This is a genomic window from Streptomyces sp. AN091965 (genome assembly GCF_022698285.1).
Classification (GTDB): domain Bacteria; phylum Actinomycetota; class Actinomycetes; order Streptomycetales; family Streptomycetaceae; genus Streptomyces.
The window spans coordinates 7397591-7419730 of record NZ_JALDMY010000001.1; the positions used below are offsets into that span (position 1 = coordinate 7397591).

At 72.2% G+C, this 22140-nt stretch carries 4 protein-coding genes; all 4 read left to right on the plus strand.

The window, feature by feature from the left end; genetic code table 11:
- The first annotated feature begins 22 nt into the window (after positions 1 to 22).
- The 4 genes from MQV74_RS31495 to MQV74_RS31510 all read left to right on the plus strand — a co-directional run bounded on the left by MQV74_RS31495 (position 23) and on the right by MQV74_RS31510 (position 22135).
- The gene (locus MQV74_RS31495; RefSeq protein ID WP_242725516.1) at positions 23 to 17533 is read left to right on the plus strand and encodes a non-ribosomal peptide synthetase; all 17511 of its coding nucleotides are present in this window, start codon (positions 23 to 25) and stop codon (positions 17531 to 17533) included.
- A gap of 116 nt (positions 17534 to 17649) precedes the next feature.
- Complete coding sequence (locus MQV74_RS41225) at positions 17650 to 18879, plus strand: cytochrome P450 (RefSeq protein WP_242725519.1); 1230 nt, start codon at positions 17650 to 17652, stop codon at positions 18877 to 18879.
- Between the two features lie 889 nt (positions 18880 to 19768).
- Positions 19769 to 19918, plus strand: a complete 150-nt coding sequence (locus MQV74_RS31505; RefSeq protein WP_242725522.1) for a hypothetical protein — start codon at positions 19769 to 19771, stop codon at positions 19916 to 19918.
- Positions 19919 to 20188: 270 nt separating this feature from the next.
- The gene (locus MQV74_RS31510; protein ID WP_242725524.1) at positions 20189 to 22135 is read left to right on the plus strand and encodes a B12-binding domain-containing radical SAM protein; all 1947 of its coding nucleotides are present in this window, start codon (positions 20189 to 20191) and stop codon (positions 22133 to 22135) included.
- The last annotated feature ends 5 nt before the right edge of the window (positions 22136 to 22140 follow it).

A 22140-nucleotide genomic window follows, 5' to 3' on the forward strand; every position in this document is an offset into this window, starting at 1 on the left:
CCCACCGAGGAGTTAACGCGAAATGATCCCTCTGTCCTTTGCGCAGCGTCGGCTGTGGTTCATCGACCGGCTCGAGGGCCCGTCGGCCACGTACAACATTCCGTTCGTGCTGCAGCTGGACGGAGCGCTGGACGTGGACGCCCTGCGCCTGGCGCTGCGCGACGTCGTGACCCGCCACGAGAGCCTGCGCACGCTGTTCGTCGAGGACGACGAGGGCAGGCCCGTACAGCAGATCCTGCCTGCCGACGGTCTCCTGACGGACCTGCCGGTCATCGAGGTGGCGCCCGGGGGAGTGGACGCCGCGACGGCGGAGGCCGCGGCCTACCGGTTCGACCTCTCCCACGAGATACCGGTGCAGGCGCGCGTGCTGCGGACCGCGCCGGACGCCCACGTCCTGGTCCTCGTCGTGCACCACGCCGCGGCCGACGGCGAGTCGATCGTGCCGCTGAGCCAGGACCTGGCCACGGCCTACACCGCCCGCGTGGCGTCCCAGGAGCCGGGCTGGGCCGAACTGCCCGTCCAGTACAAGGACTACACGCTGTGGCAGCGCGAGTACCTCGGTGACGGCGACACCCCCGGCAGCGTCCTGCACACCCAGCTCGACTACTGGCGCCGCGAGCTCGACGGCGCGCCGCAGCAGCTGCGCCTGCCCACCGACCGGACACGCCCCTCGAAGGCCAGCCACCACGGTGACGTGGTCGTCTTCACCGTCGACGCCGACCTCGCCGCCGCCGTCGACGCGGTCGGCGCCCAGCGCGGTCTGACGCGGGCCATGATGATGCAGTCGACGCTCACCATGCTCCTGAACCACCTCGGCGCGGGCGACGACGTCTCCATCGGCCAGACCGTCGCGGGCCGCACCGACAGCGCGCTCAACGAACTGGTCGGCTTCTTCGTCAACACCTGGGTGCTGCGCACGGACCTGTCGGGCAACCCGACCCTGGAGCAGGTCCTCGACCGCGTCCAGGACAAGGCGCTCGGCGCCTACGAGAACCAGGACGTGCCCTTCGAGCGGCTCGTGGAGGCGCTGAACCCGGAGCGCTCCACCGCGTACCACCCCTTCTTCCAGGTGATGTTCAGCTGGCAGAGCACCGCCCGCGTCGAGCTGGACCTGCCCGGCCTGGGCGTCGAGCTCAAGGCCATCGGCAACGGGACGTCCAAGTTCGACCTGGAGTTCAACTTCTCCTCCGACGAGCAGGGCCGCGTGCACTGCCACCTGGAGTACGCCACCGACCTCTTCGACCGGGACACCGTCGTGGAGATGGGCGAGCGCTTCGTCCGCATCCTGCGGCACCTCGCGGCCGACCCCACCACCCGCCTCGGCGCGGTGGACGTGCTGTCCGACGCCGAGCAGAACGTCCTCGCGGGGCGCAACGAGACCGCCGAGCCGACCCCCGAGGCCACCGTCGCCCAGCTCTTCGAGCGGCGCGCCGAGCTGACCCCGGACGCGATCGCGGTCACCTCCGAGGCGCAGGACCTGACCTACCGCGAGCTGGACGAGCGGGCCAACCGCCTGGCGCACGAGCTGATCCGGCGCGGCGCCGGTCCCGAGACGCTCATCGGCCTCGCCGTGCCGCGCACCGCGGACCTGGTGACCGCCCTCCTCGGCATCCTCAAGTCCGGTGCGGCCTACGTGCCCATCGACCCGCGCTACCCCAGCGCCCGCCTCGGCCACATCCTCTCCGAGGCCCGCCCGCAGCTGATCCTGACCGACTCCGACACCGAGTCGGTGCTGCCCGACGGCGACCTGCCCCTCCTCCGGCTCGACGAGGTCGACCTGGAGAACGGCCCGGCGGACACCCCCGCGGCCGCGCTGCACCCGCACAACACCGCCTTCGTGATGTACACCTCCGGCTCCACCGGCAAGCCCAAGGGCGTGGCGGTCACGCACATCGGCGTCGTCAACGGCGTGACGCGCCTGGCCGATGTGGTCGGCCTGGAGTCGGGCTCGCGGACGCTCGCGGGCACCTCCGTGAACTTCGACGTCTCGGTCTTCGAGATCGTCACCACGCTGTCGGTGGGCGGCACCGTCGAGGTGGTCCGTGACGCCCTGGTCGTCGCCGAGCGCGGCGGCTGGTCCGGCAGCGTGATCAGCTCGGTCCCTTCGGTCTTCGCCGAGCTCCTGGACCAGGTGGGCGGGAAGATCCAGGCCGACACGGTCGTCTTCGGCGGCGAGTCGCTGTCCGCCTCCCTCGTGGAGCGGGCCCGGGAGGCGATCCCGGGCGTGCGCGTGATCAACCCCTACGGCCAGACCGAGTCGTTCTACGCGACCGCCTTCCACGCGGAGGAGGGCTGGACCGGCTCGGCCGGCGCGCCCATCGGCGTGCCGCTGGGCAACATGCGCACCTACGTCCTGGGCGCGGGCCTGAAGCCGGTGGCGCCGGGCGTCGTGGGCGAGCTGTACGTGGCGGGCGAGGTGGCCCGCGGCTACTTCGGCCAGGCCGGACTCACCGCCGAGCGCTTCGTGGCCGACCCCTACGGCCCGGCCGGGCACCGCATGTACCGCACCGGTGATCTGGCCCGCTGGAACGACCACGGGCAGCTGGAGTACGTCGGCCGTGACGACGCGCAGGTCAAGGTGCGCGGCTTCCGCATCGAGCCCGGCGAGGTGGAGGCGGCCCTGACCGCCCACCCGGGCGTCGCGAAGGCCGCGGTGGTCACGCGCCAGCACCAGGGCAGCACCCAGCTGGTGGGCTATGTGGTGGCCACGCAGCTGTGGGAGTCCGAGCCCGGCGTGGTGGCGAACGTGGGCGATCTCGACGTCGACCTGACGGCCGCCGTCTCCTCGCGCGAGCTGCGCAGGTTCGTCTCCGACCGGCTGCCGGAGTTCATGGTGCCGTCGGTGTTCGTGATGCTGGACCGGCTCCCGCTGGACCCCAACGGCAAGCTGGACCGCAAGGCCCTGCCCGAGCCGGAGTTCACCGGCAGCGACTACCGCGCGCCGCGCAACGAGGTGGAGGAGGTCCTCGCCGGGGTCTACTCCGACGTCCTCGGCCTGGAGCGGGTCGGCATCGACGACGACTTCTTCGCCGTCGGCGGTGACAGCATCCGCTCCATCCAGGTGGTGGCGCGGGCCAGGACCCGGGGCGTGGAGGTCACGCCGCGGCAGATCTTCGAGGCCCGTACGGTCGCCGAGCTGGCCGAGCTCGCCGCCGCCGGTGTGCAGGCCGGTCCGGTCCTGGAGGAGCTGGCGGGCGGCGGCACCGGCTTCATGCCGCACCTGCCGGTCGGCCACTGGCTCGACGAACTCGGCGCGGGCGTCGACCGGTTCACCATGTCAATGACGGTCGACCTGCCCGTCGGCATGGACGAGGCCGCCCTGGCCGCGACCCTGACCGCGGTCCTCGACCGGCACGACGCGCTGCGCTCGCGCCTGGTCACCGGCGCGCAGCCCGGCCTTGAGGCGTCCGCCCCCGGCACGGTCGACGCCGCTTCCCTGATCCACCGGATCGCCTGCGACGGCACCTGGGCGGACGGCTGGCGCGAGCAGGCCGCCGCCGAGCTGGACGCCGCCGCCGACCGCCTGGCCGCCGAGGCCGGGGTCATGGCGCGGTTCGTGTGGTTCGACGCCGGTACCGAGCGCGCCGGACGACTGATCCTCGTCCTGCACCACCTCGTCGTCGACGGCGTGTCCTGGAGCATCCTGCTGCCCGACCTGGCGGCCGCCTGGAAGGACGTCCGCGAGGGCCGCACCCCGGACCTCGCGCCGGTGGGCACCTCCGCACGCCGCTGGGCGCACGCCCTGGCCGACGAGGCCGCCTCCGCCGAGCGCGGCGCGGAGCTCGCCCTGTGGCGCTCGATCGTCGCCGGACCCGACCCGGTCCTCGGCAGCCGCCCCCTCGACCCGGCCGTCGACACCGTCGCGACGGTCGCGTACGTCCGCAAGGACCTGCCCGTCGCGGCCACGGAAGCGCTCCTGACGAGCCTCCCCGCGGCCTACCGGGGCGGCGTCAACGACGGTCTGCTCGCCGCGCTCGCCCTCGCGGTGGCCAAGTGGCGCAGGGCACGCGGCGTCGACGACTCCGCCGCGTCCTCGCTCCTCCTGCGCATGGAGGGCCACGGCCGCGAGGAGGCCGCCGCGCCCGGCGCCGACCTCTCCCGGACGGTCGGCTGGTTCACCAGCATGTACCCCGTCCGCCTGGACGTCGCGGGCGTCGACCTCGACGAGGCGCTCACCGGCGGCCCGGCCGCGGGCACCGCCGTCAAGGCCGTCAAGGAGCAGCTGCTCGCCGTCCCGGACAAGGGCATCGGCTACGGCCTCCTGCGCTACCTCAACCCGGAGACCGCCGAGGTCCTCAAGCGCTACTCCACCGGCCAGATCTCCTTCAACTACCTGGGCCACTACGCCGGTTCGGCGAACATGCCGGAGGACCTGCGGGGCCTCGGCTTCACCCAGGTCGAGGGCACCACCGAGCTGGTGGCCGAGCTCGACGCCGCCATGCCCGCCCTCGCCGCGCTCAACGTCACCGCGTACGTCGCCGACGGCGAGCAGGGGCCGCGCCTGGCCGCCCGGCTCGACTACCCCTCCGGCCTCTTCACACAGGCCGAGGTGGAGGAGCTCGCCGAGCTGTGGACCACCGCCCTGGAAGGCCTCGCGCAGCACGCCGCGCAGCCCGCCGCGGGCGGCCTGACCCCCTCCGACGTGCCGCTGGTGACGGTGGCCCAGGGAGACCTGGACGCGTGGGAGGAGAAGTACGCGGGCCTGACCGACGTCTGGCCGCTGACCGCGATGCAGAGCGGTCTGCTGTTCCACACCGAACTGGCCGGCGCGTCCTTCGACGCCTACCAGATGCAGTTCGACTTCCACCTCGCCGGTGCCGTCGAGCCGCAGCGGATGCGCGCCGCAGGACAGGCCCTCCTGGACCGCTACCCCAACCTGCGGGCCGCGTTCACCACCGACAGCGCGGGCGACCGCGTCCAGATCATCCAGAGCCACGTCGAACTCCCGTGGCACGAGGAGGACCTGAGTTCCTTCACGGGCGCGGAGCGCGAGGAGCAGCTCAAGCGGTTCCTGGCCGCCGAGCACGGCACCCGCTTCGAGGCGGCCACGGCCCCGCTGGTGCGGATGTCGCTGATCAAGCTCGACGACGACGCGTGGGAGCTGGTCTTCACCGCCCACCACGCCCTGTTCGACGGCTGGTCGATCCCGCTGCTCATGCAGGACCTGATGCGTCTGTACGGCTCGGCCGGCGATGCCACGGACCTGGGCAAGCCGCGCAACTACCGTGACTTCCTGGCCTGGCTCTCCCGCCAGGACAAGGACGCCACCGCCCGTGCCTGGGCCGAGGAGCTCCAGGGCGTGGACGAGCCCACGCTGCTGCTGCCCGTCGGCTCCGACGAGCAGGGCGAGGCCTCGGGCGCCGGCCAGATCGACGTGCCGCTCACCGCGGAGCAGTCCCGTGCGCTCTCGCGCCGCGCCAGCGAACTGGGCGTGACGCTGAACACGGTGGTCCAGGGCGCGTGGGCGATGCTCCTCGCGGGCCTGACCGGGCGTCAGGACGTGGTGTTCGGCGCCACGGTCTCGGGCCGTCCGCCGCAGGTGGCGGGCGTGGACGAGATGGTGGGCCTGTTCATCAACACCCTGCCGGTGCGGGTGGACTGCGCCCCCGGCGCCTCCCTCGGCAGCGTCCTGAGCACCCTCCAGGACCGCCAGGGTGCGCTGCTCGACCACCACCACCACGGTCTGCTCGACCTGCACCAGAGCACCGGCCTGCGGGCCCTGTTCGACACGATGGTGGTCTTCGAGTCCTACCCGATCGACAGCGCCGGCCTGTCCGAGGCGTACTCGGCCGCCGGGATCTCGGTGACCGGCATCAGCCCGCTCAGCGGCACCCACTACCCGCTGACGGTCATCGCGGTGGCCGAGCCGCACCTGAAGGTGAGCCTCCAGCACCAGCACCACCTGCTCGACCAGGAGCGTGCGCAGGACATCGCCGTGCGCCTGGGCCGGGTCCTGGCGCAGCTGGCCGAGGACCCGCGGACCCCCTTCGGCTCGATCGACCTGCTTGAGTCCGCCGAGCGCGAGCGCCTGCACGCCGTCAACGACACGGCCGCCGAGACGCCCGAGCTGACCATCCCCGGCCTCTTCGAGCGGCAGGTCGCGCAGGTGCCGCAGAAGACCGCGGTGACCTTCGACGGCGTGGCGTACACCTACGCCGAGCTGGACGCCCGCGCGACCCGGCTCGCCCAGGAGCTGGCCGGGCGCGGGGTGGGCCCGGAGACCGTGGTGGGCCTCGCGCTGCCGCGCTCCGCCGACCTGGTCACCGGCATGCTCGGCATCCTCAAGGCGGGCGGCGCCTATCTGCCGATCGACCCGAAGTACCCGAGCTCGCGCCTGGACCACATCCTGTCCACCGCGCGCCCGCAGCTGGTCCTCACCGACGCCGACACCGTCGGGGTGCTGCCCGAGACGGACGTCCCGTCGCTGTTCCTGGGCGACCTGGACCTCGAAGGCCCCGCCGACGGCACCGAGTTGGCGGCCGCGCGGCCGCACAACGCCGCGTACGTGATGTACACCTCCGGCTCCACCGGCACCCCCAAGGGCGTGGTGATCAGCCACGCGAACGTGGTCAACGGCGTGCTGCGGCTCGCCGAGCGGGTCGGCGTCACCGCGGACACGCGGATGTTCGCCAACTCCTCGGTCAACTTCGACGTCTCGGTCTTCGAGGTCGTCACCACCCTCGCCGAGGGCGGCACCATCGAGGTGGTCCGCGACGCCCTGGTCCTGGCCGAGCGCCAGGAGGTGTCGGCCAGCGTCATCCACACCGTGCCGTCGGTCTTCGCCGAGCTGGGCGACCGGCTGCCCGCCATGACCGGCCTGGAGACGGTCGTCTTCGCCGGTGAGGCGCTGCCCGCGACGCTCGTGCACCGCATCCGCGAGACGCTGCCCGACGTGCGGGTCGTCAACGCCTACGGCCAGACCGAGTCCTTCTACGCCACCACCTTCGCCCTGGAGGCGGGCACCGCGTGGCAGGCCGCCGACAACACCCCCGTCGGCACCCCGCTGGGCAACATGCGCACCTACATCCTCGGTGCGGGCCTCGCGCCCCTGCCGCCGGGCGTGGTCGGCGAGCTGTACGTCGCCGGGAACATCGCCCGCGGCTACTACGGCCAGGCCGAACTGACCGCCGAGCGCTTCGTCGCCGACCCCTACGGCCCGGCCGGGTCGCGCATGTACCGCACCGGCGACCTCGGCCGCTGGAACGCCGACGGGCAGATCGAGTACGTCGGCCGTGAGGACGACCAGATCAAGATCCGCGGCGTGCGCGTCGAGCCCGCCGAGATCGAGGCCGCCCTGGCCACCCACCCGGCCGTCGGCCAGGCCGTCGTGGTCCCGCACGAGGGCGCGGGCGACAAGCAGCTCATCGCCTACGTGGTCCCGGACCTGGACGGCACCGCCTACATCGAGGAGTCCGCCAAGCAGGTCGACGAGTGGGAGCAGATCTACGACGAGGTCTACTCCGCCACCGGCACCGAGTGGGGCGAGGACTTCACCGGCTGGAACTCCAGCTACACCGGCGAGGAAATCCCGCTGGACGAGATGCGCGACTGGCGCGACGCGGCGGTGGCACAGATCCTGCGCACCGGCCCGCGCCGCATCCTCGAACTCGGCGTCGGCTCCGGCCTGCTCATGGGCCACCTCCTCAACGACGACAACATCGAGGAGTACTGGGCCACCGACCTGTCCTCGCAGGTCATCGGCCGCCTCACCCAGGAGGTCGAGCAGGCCGGCTTCGCCGACAAGGTCACCCTGCGCCACCAGACCGCCGACGACACCACCGGTCTGCCCCGTGGGCACTTCGACACCGTCGTCCTGAACTCGGTGATCCAGTACTTCCCGCACGCCGCCTACCTGGACGACGTCCTCGCCAAGGCCCTCGACCTGCTCGCGCCCGGCGGCCGCATCGTGGTCGGTGACGTCCGCAACGCGGGCACGCTGCACCTGATGCGCACCGGCGTGCAGCGCACCCAGTACCCGAACGAGGCACCGGCGGCGGCCCACGCGGCCATCGCCCGTTCGATCCTCACCGAGCCCGAACTGGTCCTGGACCCCGAGTGGTTCCACCAGTTCGGCGAGAAGCACGGCGCGGCCGCGGTGGACATCCGCCTCAAGCCGGGCCAGGCCCACAACGAGCTGACCCGGCACCGCTACGAGATCTTCGTGCACAAGGACCCGGTCGACTTCCTCGACGTCAGCGACGCGCCCGCCGTGGACTGGGGCCGTCAGGTCGGCGAGCTCTCCGCCCTGGCGGAGCTGGTCCGCGCCCAGGACGGTCCGGCGCTGCGCGTCACCGGCATCCTCAACGCCCGGATGATCGAGGAGGCCGACTGGGCCGCCGAGGTCAAGATCGTCGACGCGCCCCCCGCGGCCGAGTCCGCCGTCGACCCGGAGGCCCTGCGCGCATGGGCCGCCGAGCACGGCTGGAGCGTCCTCATGACCTGGTCGTCGGCGGCGGGCGAGAGCTTCGACGCCGTCGTCCTGACCGACGCCGACGCCGTCGAGCGGCCGGTGCGGGGCGCCTTCGTCCCGTCGCGCCGCGCCGACCTGTACCTGTCCAGCGACCCGGCCGCGGCCACCCAGATCGGTGTCCTGGTCGGCTCCCTGCGCGGCTACCTCCAGGAGCGGCTGCCCGCCCACATGGTGCCCGCCACCGTGGTCGCCATCGCCTCCGTGCCGCTGGCCGCCAACGGCAAGCTGGACCGCAGGGCCCTGCCCGCGCCCGACCTGTCGGCGCAGTCCGGCGGCCGGGCCCCGCGCACCCTCCAGGAAGAGCTGCTCTGCGACCTGTTCGCCGAGGTCCTGGACCTGGAGCGGGTCAGCGTCGACGACAACTTCTTCGACCTGGGCGGCCACTCGCTGCTCGCCACCAAGCTCATCAGCCGCATCCGCGCCACCCTCGGCGCCGAGGTCGAGCTGCGCACCTTCTTCTCCCACCCGACGGTGGCGGGGATCGTGCCGCACCTGGACGGCAGCGTCCGCACCCAGGCGCCCCTGGTCCGCGTGGCCGAGCGGCCCGAGCACCTGCCGCTCTCCTTCGCCCAGCAGCGCCTGTGGTTCGTCGACCAGTTCGAGGGCCCGTCGGCGACGTACAACATGCCGATCGTGCTCCGGCTGAGCGGCGAGCTCGACATCCCGGCCCTGGAGACGGCCCTCAACGACCTCGTGGCCCGCCACGAGACGCTGCGCACGGTCTTCCCCGCGGTCAACGGCAGGCCCGAGCAGCGGATCCGCTCCGTCGAGGACGCGCCGGTCACCCTGGCCGTGCGCGACGTCGACGGCGAGGACGAGCTCGCCTCGGTCCTCACCGAGGCCGCCCGGTACGCCTTCGCCCTGGAGAGCGAACTGCCCCTGCGCGCCCAGCTGTTCCGCAGCGGCCCGCAGGAGTCCGTCCTGTCCCTGGTGGTCCACCACATCGCGGCCGACGGCTGGTCCTACGCCCCGCTGGCCCTGGACCTGGCCGCCGCCTACACCGCGCGCGTGGGCGGCGCCGCACCGGAGTGGACCGAACTGCCGGTCCAGTACGCCGACTACACCCTGTGGCAGCACGAGTTGCTCGGTGACGAGAGCAACCCGGACAGCCTCTTCAACAAGCAGTACGCCTACTGGGCCGAGCAGCTCGCCGGGCTGCCGGAGAAGGTCACCATCCCGACCGACCGGCCCCGCCCCGCCGTGCTCAAGGGCACCGGCGACCTGCTCCGCTTCACCCTGGACGCCGAGCTGCACCAGGGCATCGCGGACCTCGCCAAGGCCACCGGCACGACGCCCTTCATGGTGCTCCAGAGCACCATGGCGGCCCTGCTGACCCGCCTCGGCTCGGGCACCGACATCTCGGTGGGCAGCGGCATCGCGGGCCGGACCGACGAGAACCTCAAGGACCTGGTCGGCCTCTTCGTCAACCTGCTTGTGCTGCGCACGGACACCTCGGGCGACCCGACCTTCGCCGAGCTCCTGGCACAGGTCCGCAAGACCAGCCTGTCCGCCTACTCCCACCAGGACATCCCCTTCGAGTCCCTGGTGGAGAAGCTCAACCCGGAGCGCTCGCCCTCCGTCCACCCGCTGTTCCAGATCGCCCTGGCGCTCCAGAACAACGAGGCGGCCCAGTTCGAGCTGCCCGGCCTGCGCGTGCAGGCCGACGGCTCCGGCACCGGCACCGCCCGCTACGACCTGCTCCTGAGCCTCGACGAGACCTTCGAGGACCGGACCAGGCCCGCGGGCATCTCGATCGCCGCCGAGTACTCCGACGAGCTGTTCGACGCCTCCACCATCGAGACGCTGATCACCCGCTGGAAGCGCCTGCTCACCACCGCGGTCACCAACCCCTCGCACCGCATCAGCTACGCCGACCTGCTCACCCCCGAGGAGCGCAGCCAGCTCCTCGCGGCCGAGCGGGAGCAGCCGGAGCAGGTGGCCGTGCCCGCGACCTTCCCGGAGCTGTTCGCGGCCCGGGTGCAGGCGGCCCCGGACGCCCCGGCCGTGGAGTCGGCCGACGTCACGTGGTCGTACGCGGAGCTGGACGCGCGGGCGAACCGCGTCGCGCACTGGCTCCGTGCGCGCGGCATCGGTCTGGAGCAGCAGGTGGGCGTGGCCATGCCGCGCTCCGCGGACCAGGTCGCCGTCGCCCTGGGCATCCTGAAGGCGGGCGCCGCCTACATGCCCGTCGACCTGGACTACCCGGCCGACCGCATCACGTACATGGTCGACGACGCCGCCCCCGCCGCCCTCCTGGTGACGCGGGCCGCGATCGAGGACCTGCCGGAGGGCCTGGCCACCGACGTCGTGGCCGTCGACACGGACGACGTCCAGGCGGCCTGGCAGGGCAGCCCGGACACCGCGCCGGACACCGGTCTGAACCTGGACCACCCGGCGTACGTCATCTACACCTCGGGCTCGACGGGCCGTCCCAAGGGCGTCACTGTGACGCACGCGGGCATCGCCTCGCTCAGCCACTCCACCCAGGAGCGGCTCGGCCTCACCCCGGACGCACGCGTCCTGCAGGTCGCGGCGCCGAGCTTCGACGCCGCCTTCTGGGAGCTGGTGCAGTCCCTGACCACCGGCGCGGCCCTGATCGTCCCGGCCGAGCGGCGCCTGGTCGGCGACGACCTGGTGCGCACCCTCGCCGAGCGCCGCGTCACCCACGTGATGCTGCCGCCCAGCGTGCTCGCCGCGCTGCCCGCCGACACCCCGCGCACCCTCACCGACCTGCACACGGTGACCGTCGGCGGCGAGGCCTGCCCGCCCGGCCTGGCCTCCGCCTGGTCGCAGGGGCGTCGCTTCGTCAACGCCTACGGCCCCACCGAGACCACGGTCTGCGGCTCCATCAGCACCCCGCTGACCAGCGACCACACCCCGATCGGCACCGCCGTGGCCGACAACCGGGTGCGCGTCCTGGACGAGCAGCTCGCCCCGGTGCCCCCGGGCACGCCCGGTGAGCTGTACGTGGCGGGCCCCAGCCTGGCCCGCGGCTACCTCGGCCGCTCCGAGCTGACCGCCGAGCGCTTCGTCACCGACCCCTACGGACCCGCGGGCTCGCGGATGTACCGCACGGGCGACGTGGTGCGCCAGGGCGCCGACGGACAGCTGGAGTACCTCGGTCGCAGCGACGACCAGGTCAAGCTCCGCGGTCTGCGCATCGAGCCCGGTGAGATCGAGGCCGCGCTCGCCGAGCACCACAACGTGGCCCAGGCCGTCGTCCTCGTCCGCGAGGTGCGCGGCAGCAAGCAGCTCGTCGGCTACGTCGTCCCGGCCGGTGCCCGCGAGATGAAGGCGGAGCACTTCGACATCACCGCGGGCGTCTCCGCCAAGGAGCTGCGGCGCTTCGCCGCGGGCCGCCTGCCCGAGTTCATGGTGCCCTCGTCCTTCGTCCTCCTGGACGAGCTGCCGCTGACGCCGAACGGCAAGCTGGACAAGGCCGCGCTGCCCGAGCCCGAGGTGCCCGGCGGCGCCTACCAGGCACCCCGCACGCCCGAGGAGCAGGCCCTGGCCGCCGCGTACGCGGAGGTCCTCGGCCTGGAGCGGGTCGGCATCGACGACGACTTCTTCGCCGTCGGCGGCGACTCCATCCGCTCCATCCAGGTCGTCTCCAAGGCCCGCGTCCACGGCATCGAGATCACGCCGCGCCAGGTCTTCGAGTGCCGTACGGTGGCCGCCCTCGCGGTGGCCGCCGCGACCGGCGGTCCTGCCGTACCGGTCCGCGAGGAGATGGCGGGCGGCGGCGTCGGCTGGATGCCGCTGCTCCCGATCGCCCGCTACATCACCGAACTGGGCGGCGGTTACGACCGGTTCGTGATGTCCATGGCGGTGAACCTGCCGCGGGGCATCGACGAGGACGGCCTGGTCGCCACCCTGGCCGCGGTCGTCGACCACCACGACGTGCTCCGCGCCCGCCTGGTCACCGCGGACGAGACGGGCCTGGAGGTGGCCGAGCCGGGCACCGTCGACGTCGCGTCCCTGGTGCGCCGCGTCCCCTCCGCGGGGGACTGGCAGGACGCCGCCTGGCGCGACGAGGCGAAGGCCGCGCTCGACGCCGCCGTACGGGAGCTGGACCCCGCGTCCGGCGACGTGGCCCGGTTCGTGTGGTTCGACGCCGGGCCGCAGACCGCGGGCCGACTGATCGTCGTGCTGCACCACCTGGTGGTCGACGGCGTGTCCTGGCGGATCCTCGTCCCGGACCTCGCCGAGGCCTGGGAGCAGGTCCGCGAGGGCCGCACGCCCGAGCTCGCCCCGGTGCCCACCTCGATGCGCCACTGGGCACACGCCCTCACCGAGGAGGCCGCGTCGCCCGGCCGCACGGCCGAACTGGCCCTGTGGCAGAGCGTCGTGGAGGGCCCGGACCCGCTCATCGGCTCCCGGCCGCTCGACCCGGCGGTGGACGTCCGCGCCACCATGGAGTCCGTGGAGGTGCGCCTCGCGTCCGAGGCCACCGAGGCGCTCCTGACCGCGCTGCCCGCCGCCTTCCACGGCGGTCCCAACGACGGTCTGCTCACCGCCCTCGCCCTGGCCCTGACGCAGTGGCGCAAGAACCGCGGCGTGGACGAGTCCTCGCTGCTCCTGCGCCTGGAGGGCCACGGCCGTGAGGAGGCGGCGGCGCCCGGCGTCGACCTGTCGCGCACGGTCGGATGGTTCACCACGATGTTCCCGGTGCGCCTGAGCGTCGAGGGCTTCGACGTCGACGAGGCCGTCGCGGGCGGCCGCTCCGCGGGCCACGCCATCAAGGCCGTCAAGGAGCAGCTCAACGCCATCCCGGACAAGGGCATCGGCTACGGCCTGCTGCGCTACCTCAACCCGGAGACCGCCGAGGTCCTCCAGGCGCGCCACGCCGGGCAGGTCACCTTCAACTACCTGGGCCGGTTCGCCGACGGCGACCAGCCGGGCGGCGGCGGTGGCTGGGCCATCGCCGGGGACATGGAGGGCATCGCCGCCGAGCTGGACGCGGACATGCCCGCCCTGGCCACGGTGGAGGTCAACTCCTACGTCGTGGACTCGGCGCAGGGCCCGCAGTTCAGCGCCTCCCTCAGCTTCCCCGCCGGGCTGCTCGCCCGTGCGGACGCGCAGGAGCTCGCCGACCTGTGGCACACCGCCCTCGAAGGCCTGGCCCGGCACGCCCGCACCCCGGGCGCGGGCGGCCTGACGCCGTCGGACGTCTCGCTGGTGAAGGTGCGCCAGCGTGACCTGGAGGCGTGGGAGGAGCTGTACCCGGGCCTCCAGGACGTGTGGCCGATGACGGACGCGCAGTCCGGTCTGCTCTTCCAGAGTCAGCTGGCCGACACCTCCTTCGACGCCTACCACGTGCAGTTCGCGATGCACCTGGCCGGCGGCGTCGACCCGGAGCGGATGCGCGCGGCCGGGCAGACCCTGCTCGACCGCTACGCCAACTTCCGTACGGCGTACGTGTCCAGCGCCTCCGGCCAGCAGGTCCAGCTGGTCCTCGACCACGTCGAGCTGCCCTGGAAGGTCGTGGACCTGAGGGACCTCGGCGAGAAGGCGCAGGAGGAGGCCTTCGAGCAGCTCCTCGCCGAGGACCAGACAGCGCACTTCGACCCGGCGGCGCCGCCGATGATGCGCATGACCCTGGTGCTGCGGAGCGACGACCTCTCCGAGCTGGTGTTCACCGTCAACCACGTGCTGTTCGACGGCTGGTCCTTCCCGCTCATGCTCCAGGACCTCATCCGCGCCTACGCGGCGGACGGGGACACCTCGTCGCTGCCGCGGGTGCGGCCCTACCGCGACTTCCTGGCCTGGCTCGGCAAGCAGGACCAGGAGGAGGCCTACCAGGCCTGGGCGCGGGAGCTGGACGGGGTCGAGGAGCCGACGCTGCTCGCCCCGGCGGCCGCCACCACGGCGGTCCCCGAGGGCCAGGACGCGACGGAGCACGTCGACCTGCCGCTGCCCGCCGGGATGGCGCAGGAGCTCCAGCGCCGCGCCGGTGAGCTGGGCATCACGCTCAACATGCTGCTCCAGGGCGCCTGGGGCGTGGTCCTCGGCCATCTGACGGGACGTCAGGACGTGGTCTTCGGTACGACGGTCTCCGGCCGTCCGCCGCAGGTCCCGGGCATCGACGAGATGGTGGGTCTGTTCATCAACGCCCTGCCGGTGCGCGTGCAGTTCACTCCGCGGGACACCCTCGCGGACCTGCTCACCGGACTGCGCGAGCGCCAGGCGGTCCTGATGGACCACCAGAACCTCGGTCTGACCGAGATCCACGACGCCGCCGGCGTCGGCACCCTGTTCGACAGCATGATCATCTTCGAGTCGTTCCCGATCGACCGCGAGGGCATGAGCGAGGCGCACGGCGAAGCCGGCGTCGAGATCACCGGGATGCGCATCCACAGCAGCACCCACTACCCGATCACCCTGGGTGCCGACCCGGAGCTGACCATGGCGGTCGTGGAGTACCGCAAGGACCTCTTCGAGCGCCGCGAGATCGAGCGGATCGCCGCGCTCGTCGGCCGGGTCCTCGAGCAGCTCGCCGCGGACCCGCACACCCCGCTGGCCCGGCTCGACCTGGTGGACGAGGCCGAACAGGACCTGGTCCTGCGGCAGTTCAACGACACGGCCGCCGAGGTGCCCGCGAAGACGGCCATCCGTCTGGTCGAGGAGCAGGTCGCCCGCACTCCGCAGGCCGTCGCGGTCGTCCACGAGGGCGAGCGGGTCACGTACGAGGAGCTGAACGCGCGGGCCAACCGGCTCGCCCGGCACCTCGCCGCACAGGGCATCGGCCCGGACAGCCAGGTGGCCGTGGTCCTGCCGCGCACGCCCGAGCTGGTGGTGGCGATCCTCGCGACCCTCAAGTCCGGTGCCGCCTACGTGCCGATCGACCCCGGCTACCCGGGCACCCGCCTGCAGCACATCCTCGACACGGCGGACCCGCGTCTGATCATCACCGACACCACGGTGGCGGACGTCCTGCCCGAGGGGGTGGACACCGAGCTGCTGCTGCTCGACGGTGCGGACGTGTCGGCGTACTCCGCCGCGGACCTGGCCGACAGCGAGCGCACCGGCGTGCTGCTGCCGGACCACCTGCTGTACCAGATCTACACCTCCGGCTCGACGGGCCTGCCCAAGGGCGTGGGTCTGACCCACGCCAACCTGGTCAACGCCCTGCACGGCATGGCGGACGAGGTCGGTCTGGGGGCGGGCCCCAAGATGCTGGCGAGCACCTCGATCGGCTTCGACGTGGCCAGCTTCGAGCTGTTCTTCACCCTGACCCGGGGCGGCAGCGTCGAACTGGTCCGTGACGTCCTGGCCCTGGCCGAGCGCGACAGCTGGGACCTGGACGTGGTCAGCTCGGTGCCCTCGGCCTTCGCCGAACTCGTCGACCAGCTCGGCGAGCGCGTCACGCCCAAGGCGCTGCTGTTCGGCGGCGAGGCCCTCACCCCGGCCCTGGTGGACCGCATCCGGGCGCAGTGGCCCACCGTGCGGATCGTCAACTGCTACGGGCCGAGCGAGGCGTTCTACGTCACCTCGCACGTCCTGGACAGCGAGGCCCCGTACGCCGCGGGGGTGCCCATCGGGCGGCCGCTGAACAACCTGCGCGGCTACGTCCTCACGCCGTCCCTGACCCCGGTCGCCCAGGGCGCCGTCGGCGAGCTCTACCTCGCCGGCGCGGGCGTGGGCCGCGGCTACCACGGGCGCACGGCGCAGACCGCCGAGCGGTACCTGGCCGACCCGTTCGGCACGGCGGGCGGGCGCATGTACCGCACCGGTGACCTCGCCCGCTGGAGTGCGGACGGGCACCTGGAGTACCTCGGCCGTGCCGACTCCCAGGTCAAGATCCGCGGCTTCCGCATCGAGCCCGGCGAGGTCGAGGCGGCGGTGGCGGCCCACCCGCAGGTCGCCCAGGCCGCGGTCGTGGCCCGGGCCACGGCGGGCAGCAAGCAGCTGGTCGCCTACGCGGTGCCCGAGGACGGCGTGGAGCTCGAAGCGGCGCAGCTGCGCTCCTTCGTCGCCGAGCGGCTGCCCGAGTACATGGTGCCCGCGGCGTTCGTCACCCTGGAGCGGCTGCCGCTCTCGCCCAACGGCAAGCTCGACCACCGGGCGCTCCCGGCGCCCGACCTGAGCGGCACGGCGGCCTACCGCGCGCCGCGCACGCCTCAGGAAGAGGTCCTGGCGAGCCTGTTCGCCCAGGTCCTCGGGGTGGAGAAGGTCGGCATCGACGACAACTTCTTCGACCTCGGCGGCCACTCCCTGCGCGCCACGCGCCTGGTCAGCCGGATCGCGGCGGTCCTCATGGTCGAGGTGCCGATGCGGACGGTCTTCCAGGCCCCCACGGTCGCGCAGCTGGCCGAGAGCCTCTCGGCGGGCGGCGAGGGAGCCGGGTCGGAGAACACCGACCCGTACGGCGTCGTCCTGCCGCTGAGGAGCGGCGGAAGCGGCACCCCCGTGTGGTTCATCCACCCCGGATTCGGCCTCTCCTGGTCGTACCTGGGCATGGCCATGCAGCTCGGGGACCGGCCGGTGTACGGCATCCAGGCCCGCGGCTTCGACGGCTCGCCGATCCCGGAGAGCTTCGAGGCGATGGTCCTGGACTACGTGGAGCAGATCCTCGCCGTGCAGGAGGAGGGGCCGTACCACTTCGTCGGCCACTCCATGGGCGGCACCCTGTCCCACGCCGTCGCCGCCGAGCTCCAGCGCCGCGGTCACGAGGTGCCCTTCGTGGCGCTCCTCGACGCCGCGCCGACGAGCGCCTTCGTCTCCGAGGACGTGGTGCTCGACCGGTCCGTGGGCCGTGACTTCCTCGCCGGTTACCTGCCGGGCGAGGACGAGGACGCCGAGCGCCAGACCTTGGTGGAGAACGGCGCCCAGATCATGTCCGAGCACGTGCGCCTGGCGAAGGAGTTCGCCCAGCCCGTCTACCGCGGCACGGCGCTGTTCTTCAACGCGACCCTGAGTCCGGAGGCCCAGGCCTCCTTCTGGGACGCGTACGTCGACGGGGACGTCCGCGTCAGCGACGTCCACGCCACCCACTTCGGCCTGACCGCACCCAAGGTCGCGGCCGAGATCTGCACCGTCATCAATCGTCACCTCGCGGACTGACGGAGCAGCACGTGGTGCCGGGCCCGGCCCACTCGGCCGGGCCCGGCACCCACCCCCGTACCCCTCACCTGCCAGGTGAGGGGCCCCTCGCAGCCACACCAAGAAGAGAGAGATCCGTGACGGAGCAGATCACCACCCTGAGCAACAAGACCGTGAGCAACCCCGCGGAGTACGGGACCCTGCGTGATCAGGGCTCCTTCTTCCGGGCCGCCATCGAGGGCCTGGAGTCCCCGGTCTGGTTCGTCGCCGGCTTCGACGACGCCAAGGAGGTCCTCCACGACTCGCGCTTCATCCGGGACCAGTCGAAGCTGCCGGGCGCGGAGGGGCCGAGCCTCACCGACGAGATGCTCGAGCAGGTGGGCATGCCGCGGGAGTACTTCAAGTACTTCGGTCTCCTCGGCCTGTCCGACGGCGAGGAGCACACGCGGATGCGCAACGTCGTGGCGCGCGCCTTCACGGCCCGCCGCGTCAACGCGCTCCGTGCGGGCCTGGAGAAGAGCGCGGCGGACACCTATGCCGCTCTGGCGGCGAAGAAGGAGGGCGACCTCATCGCGGAGCTCGGCTACCCGTTCACCGCGGCGGCCATCTGCGAGCTCATGGGCGTCGAGGAGGCCGACCAGCCCAAGCTGATGGGCTGGATCATGGAGTTCGTGTCGTACGACACGGAGCGCCTGGTCTCGGCCATCGGCAGCATCATCGAGTACTACAAGGAGCTCATCGCACGCCGTCGCGCCGAGCCGACCGACGACCTCATCTCCGAGCTGACCAAGCCCGGGGGCCCGGACCAGGACCTGCTGACCGATGACACCATCATCGCCATCTTCCTGCTCCTGACGAGCACGGGCATCGCGCCGCCCGCGCACTTCCTGGGCCAGGCGATCCTCGCGCTGCTCACGCACCCGGAGGAGCTGGCGAAGCTGCGTGCCGAGCCGAAGCTGCTCGCGCGGCGGACCGTGCCGGAGCTGATCCGCTTCGCCACGTCCGTGCCGACCGGCGGACCGCTCTACGCGGCGGAGGACTTCGAGTTCCGCGGCTGCCCGGTCAAGACCGGCGACGCGGTGATCCCCTCGCTGCTCGGCGTCAACCACGACCCGCGGCAGTTCAAGGACCCGCTGAAGCTGGACGTCGCGCGTGACATGGGTGCCGGCGTCGGCCACCTCTCCTTCGGCAGCGGCTCGCACTACTGCACGGGCGCCGCGCTGGCTCAGCTGGAGACGGAGATCGTCATCAACACGTTCCTGATCCAGAACCAGGGCATGGAGCTCGCGGTCAAGCCCGAGGAACTCCAGTACTTCGACGTCCCCGGCAAGGGCACCGCTCTCGGCTCCCTCCCGGTGCGCTTCTGAATCCCCGCTTACACCGCGAGGAAATCCGCAGCAGAGGTCGTCCTGGCTCCACCCTGGAGGGGGGCCCGGGCGACCTCGCTCTTTTGGTGTTTTTTCTGGAGGCGCTGGCTGGGATATTCCGTGGCGACCTCTCCCTCAGTCGTCGAGTTCCCTATGAAAACCGTACACGCCATGAGTAGATGCCAACACCACGAACCGTGAACCGGAATGCGGAACGGCTGAAACCAAATGCAATCCGGCTCGGACCGGACCCACGCCCGAGCCCCGCACCCCAACGGACCCACCGCGTCGTTCTTTTGCTCTTCGGAGCCGTCCCTCAAAGGGCAAAAAGCCTTGCCCGAAAGGGCAGTCGCAGCGAGCGCCTCCGTTCATCGAGGAAGCGGATCGACAGGGGATGGCTAAATCCGGACATGGAACCGGAGGATCGCTGTAGGAATTGATCTTCTCCATCGAGAAGGCGAAAGGCCGAATCATTGTGCACGGCTCCGCGATGTCGGTCCCGGCGAAAAACCCTGGAGGAGCACGAGGCCGCCGCCGCGACGCCGGGCGCGTGCGGGCGGATGACGCCGCGCGCCCCCGCGTCCGGCCAGCGGGGACGGCGCCACGCCAGGTGCGCCGCGGTCGGCTTCTCGCCGCTCGGGGCGGAGGGCCCCGCTCGACGGCCCGCGAGCTCCCGGCCGCCCGGCGTCACGACGGCGGAGGCTCCCGGCTGGCCGGAAGTCACAGCGGGAGCCGGGGCCGACGGCCGCCGTCCCTCACGCCCGCCCGTCACGTGCCCATGGCTCGATAGCGCCCTTGACCGTCATCAAATGTCACGGCGAGCCTGTTCGAGGACCGAAGGCCCAGAAGTCCACTCCAGTTTCCCGCACCACTCGCGCATGGAGGTTTCATGGACATCGAGATGAGCACCGAGGTGGAGAGCGACCTCGGCGAGCTAGAGGTGCTCGAGATGGATGAACTGCACGTCAGTGGTTCGTCCACGGCCTATAACTACATCGCCAAGAACGCCGACCGCTCGTCGGACACAGCGACGGGCTGACCGGCCCCGACCGCATCGGTTCGTGAGGAGCCCACAAGGCCTTCCGCTTTCTCCGGCGTTCAGTACGCCACCAGAACGGCAGAGGGGCAGGGACGCCTCTGCGGCCTCGCGGCAGGCACGTGGTGCCTGACCTTCGCGAGGCCGGAGCGCCGCCCGCTTGTGGGCTCTTTCGGTTCTCCCTTCGCGATCGTCGAGGATGGTGCGCCCCTTCGGGGCGGGGCGCCCTCGCGTACCCGGTCGGCTCCATCCGCCCGGACGAGGACGGATGGCATGGATCTCTTGCTGCTCTTTCCGCCGCTGACGGAGGCGACGCTCTTTCCGTATCTGAGCCTGCCGTATCTCGCCGGCCACGTCCGCCGGTCCGGCCATTCCGCGCATCAGGTCGATCTGAGCATCGAATTGGTCCATCGGCTCCTCGACGGCCCGGCGCTCGCGCGGCAGGCCCGTGCCCTGCACGCGGCACAGGACCTGCCGACCTGGTACCGGGCGGCGGTGGCCGATGCCGCCCTGCGGCACCTCGGTGAGGTGCGCGGCTTCGTCCTGACGAAGAGCCCGGCGCCCCGCCTCGGCCCCGTGCGCGCGGTGCGCCTGGCCCGCCAGGCCGCCCAACTGATGCTGCGGAATTCGGCGTTGGCACGCGTCTGGGACGACTTCGACTCGCTCGACCGAGCGGTGCTGCGCCTGTCGGAAGCACCGGTCGGCTCCCTCGACCTCGCGACCCGGAAGCTGCGCGGTCTGCTGGGGGAGGCCCTGGACGAGGCCGCGCCGCGCGCGGTCGGCATATCGGTCGCCTTCTTCAGCCAGGTGGCGCCGGCCCTGCTCCTCGCCCGGTGGATCCGCGAGCTCCGCCCGGGCACACCCGTCTGCCTCGGCGGACAGCAGATCATGCTGCGCCACGACGAACTGGCCGCCATGGCTTCCGTACGGACGGCGGTGGACGCGCTCTGCGTCACGGCGGGCGAAGAACCCTTGGAGCGCTGGCTCGCCCATCTCGCCGGAAAGGCACCGCGCGACGACGTGCCGGGGATGAGGTGGCTGGGCCCCCACGGCGTGACCGCCCCCGGCCGACCGCCCGCGCTGCGCTTCAAGGACGTCGGCGCGCCTGACTACGGCGGTCTGAAGGTGCACTCCTACCTCAACGACACCGTCGTCCTGTCCATGGTGTCCTGCGTGGGCTGCTTCTGGGGGCGCTGCGTCTTCTGTTCCTACGGCAACCGGTCCCTCGCCCGCGGGGCCTACCAGCAGGCCTCACCGCGACAACTCGCGGACACGGTACGCCGGATCGTGGAGAGCACCGGAATCGACTTCGTCACCGTCGTCGACGAGAACACCAACCTGCGCCTGCTCGCCCGAGCGATGCGGCTGGTGCGCGACAGCGGGCTCCGCGTCCGGTTCAACACGCGCAACCGCCTGGAGCCGGTCCTGCTCGACCCGGCCTTCTGCGAGGAGCTGGCGGCACTCGGCTGCGAGGGAATGGCCGTCGGCTACGAAGGCGTCACGCAGCGGCTGCTCGACAGGCTGGACAAGGGCGTCCGCGCCGCGGACTTCCAGACCGTCCTCGACAACCTCGCGGCGGCGGGCATCCGGGTCAATCTCTCCGTCATGGGCGGCCTGTTGGACGAGACCGAGGAGGAGGCCGAGGAGTCGCTCCGCTTCCTGGAGCGCAACCGCGAGAAGTTCGCCGTGGACGCGTTCGAACTCATGGTGGTCGAGCCGGGAACCCGGCTGCTCGCCGAGCCGCGGAGCTTCGGCGTGGCCCTCGACGGCTCCGCCGCGTTCGCCGACAACCGCGAACTCAACTACCTGGGCGGCAGGGTGGGCACGCGGCACACCGTCGCGGGCGGCCCCGGGCGCCCCGAGATGCTCCAGCGGCTCAAGCACGGCATGCGCCGGATCTCCGCGGCGGGGGCCGGACCCGCCGAAGCCGCGGCGCGGCCCCCGGCACGGCCGACGGCGCTGCGTCCGCATCCATGGATCCGGTGCGCTCCGCCGGGACTCGCCCCGAACGGCCCGGACGGCGGTTCCTTCCTGCTGGCCGATCCCGTACGGGAACAGGTGTACGCGCTGCCGACGGATCACGTGACCCGAGGGGCCGCGCCGGACGGGCTCCTGGCCGCGACCAGCGCGCGGGGCCGCTCCCTGCTCGGCAAGCTCGCCGCCGCGGACGCCGGTGTCCCGTGCGAGGAACCGCTACCGGCCCTGCGTCCGTCACGCTGAAGGAG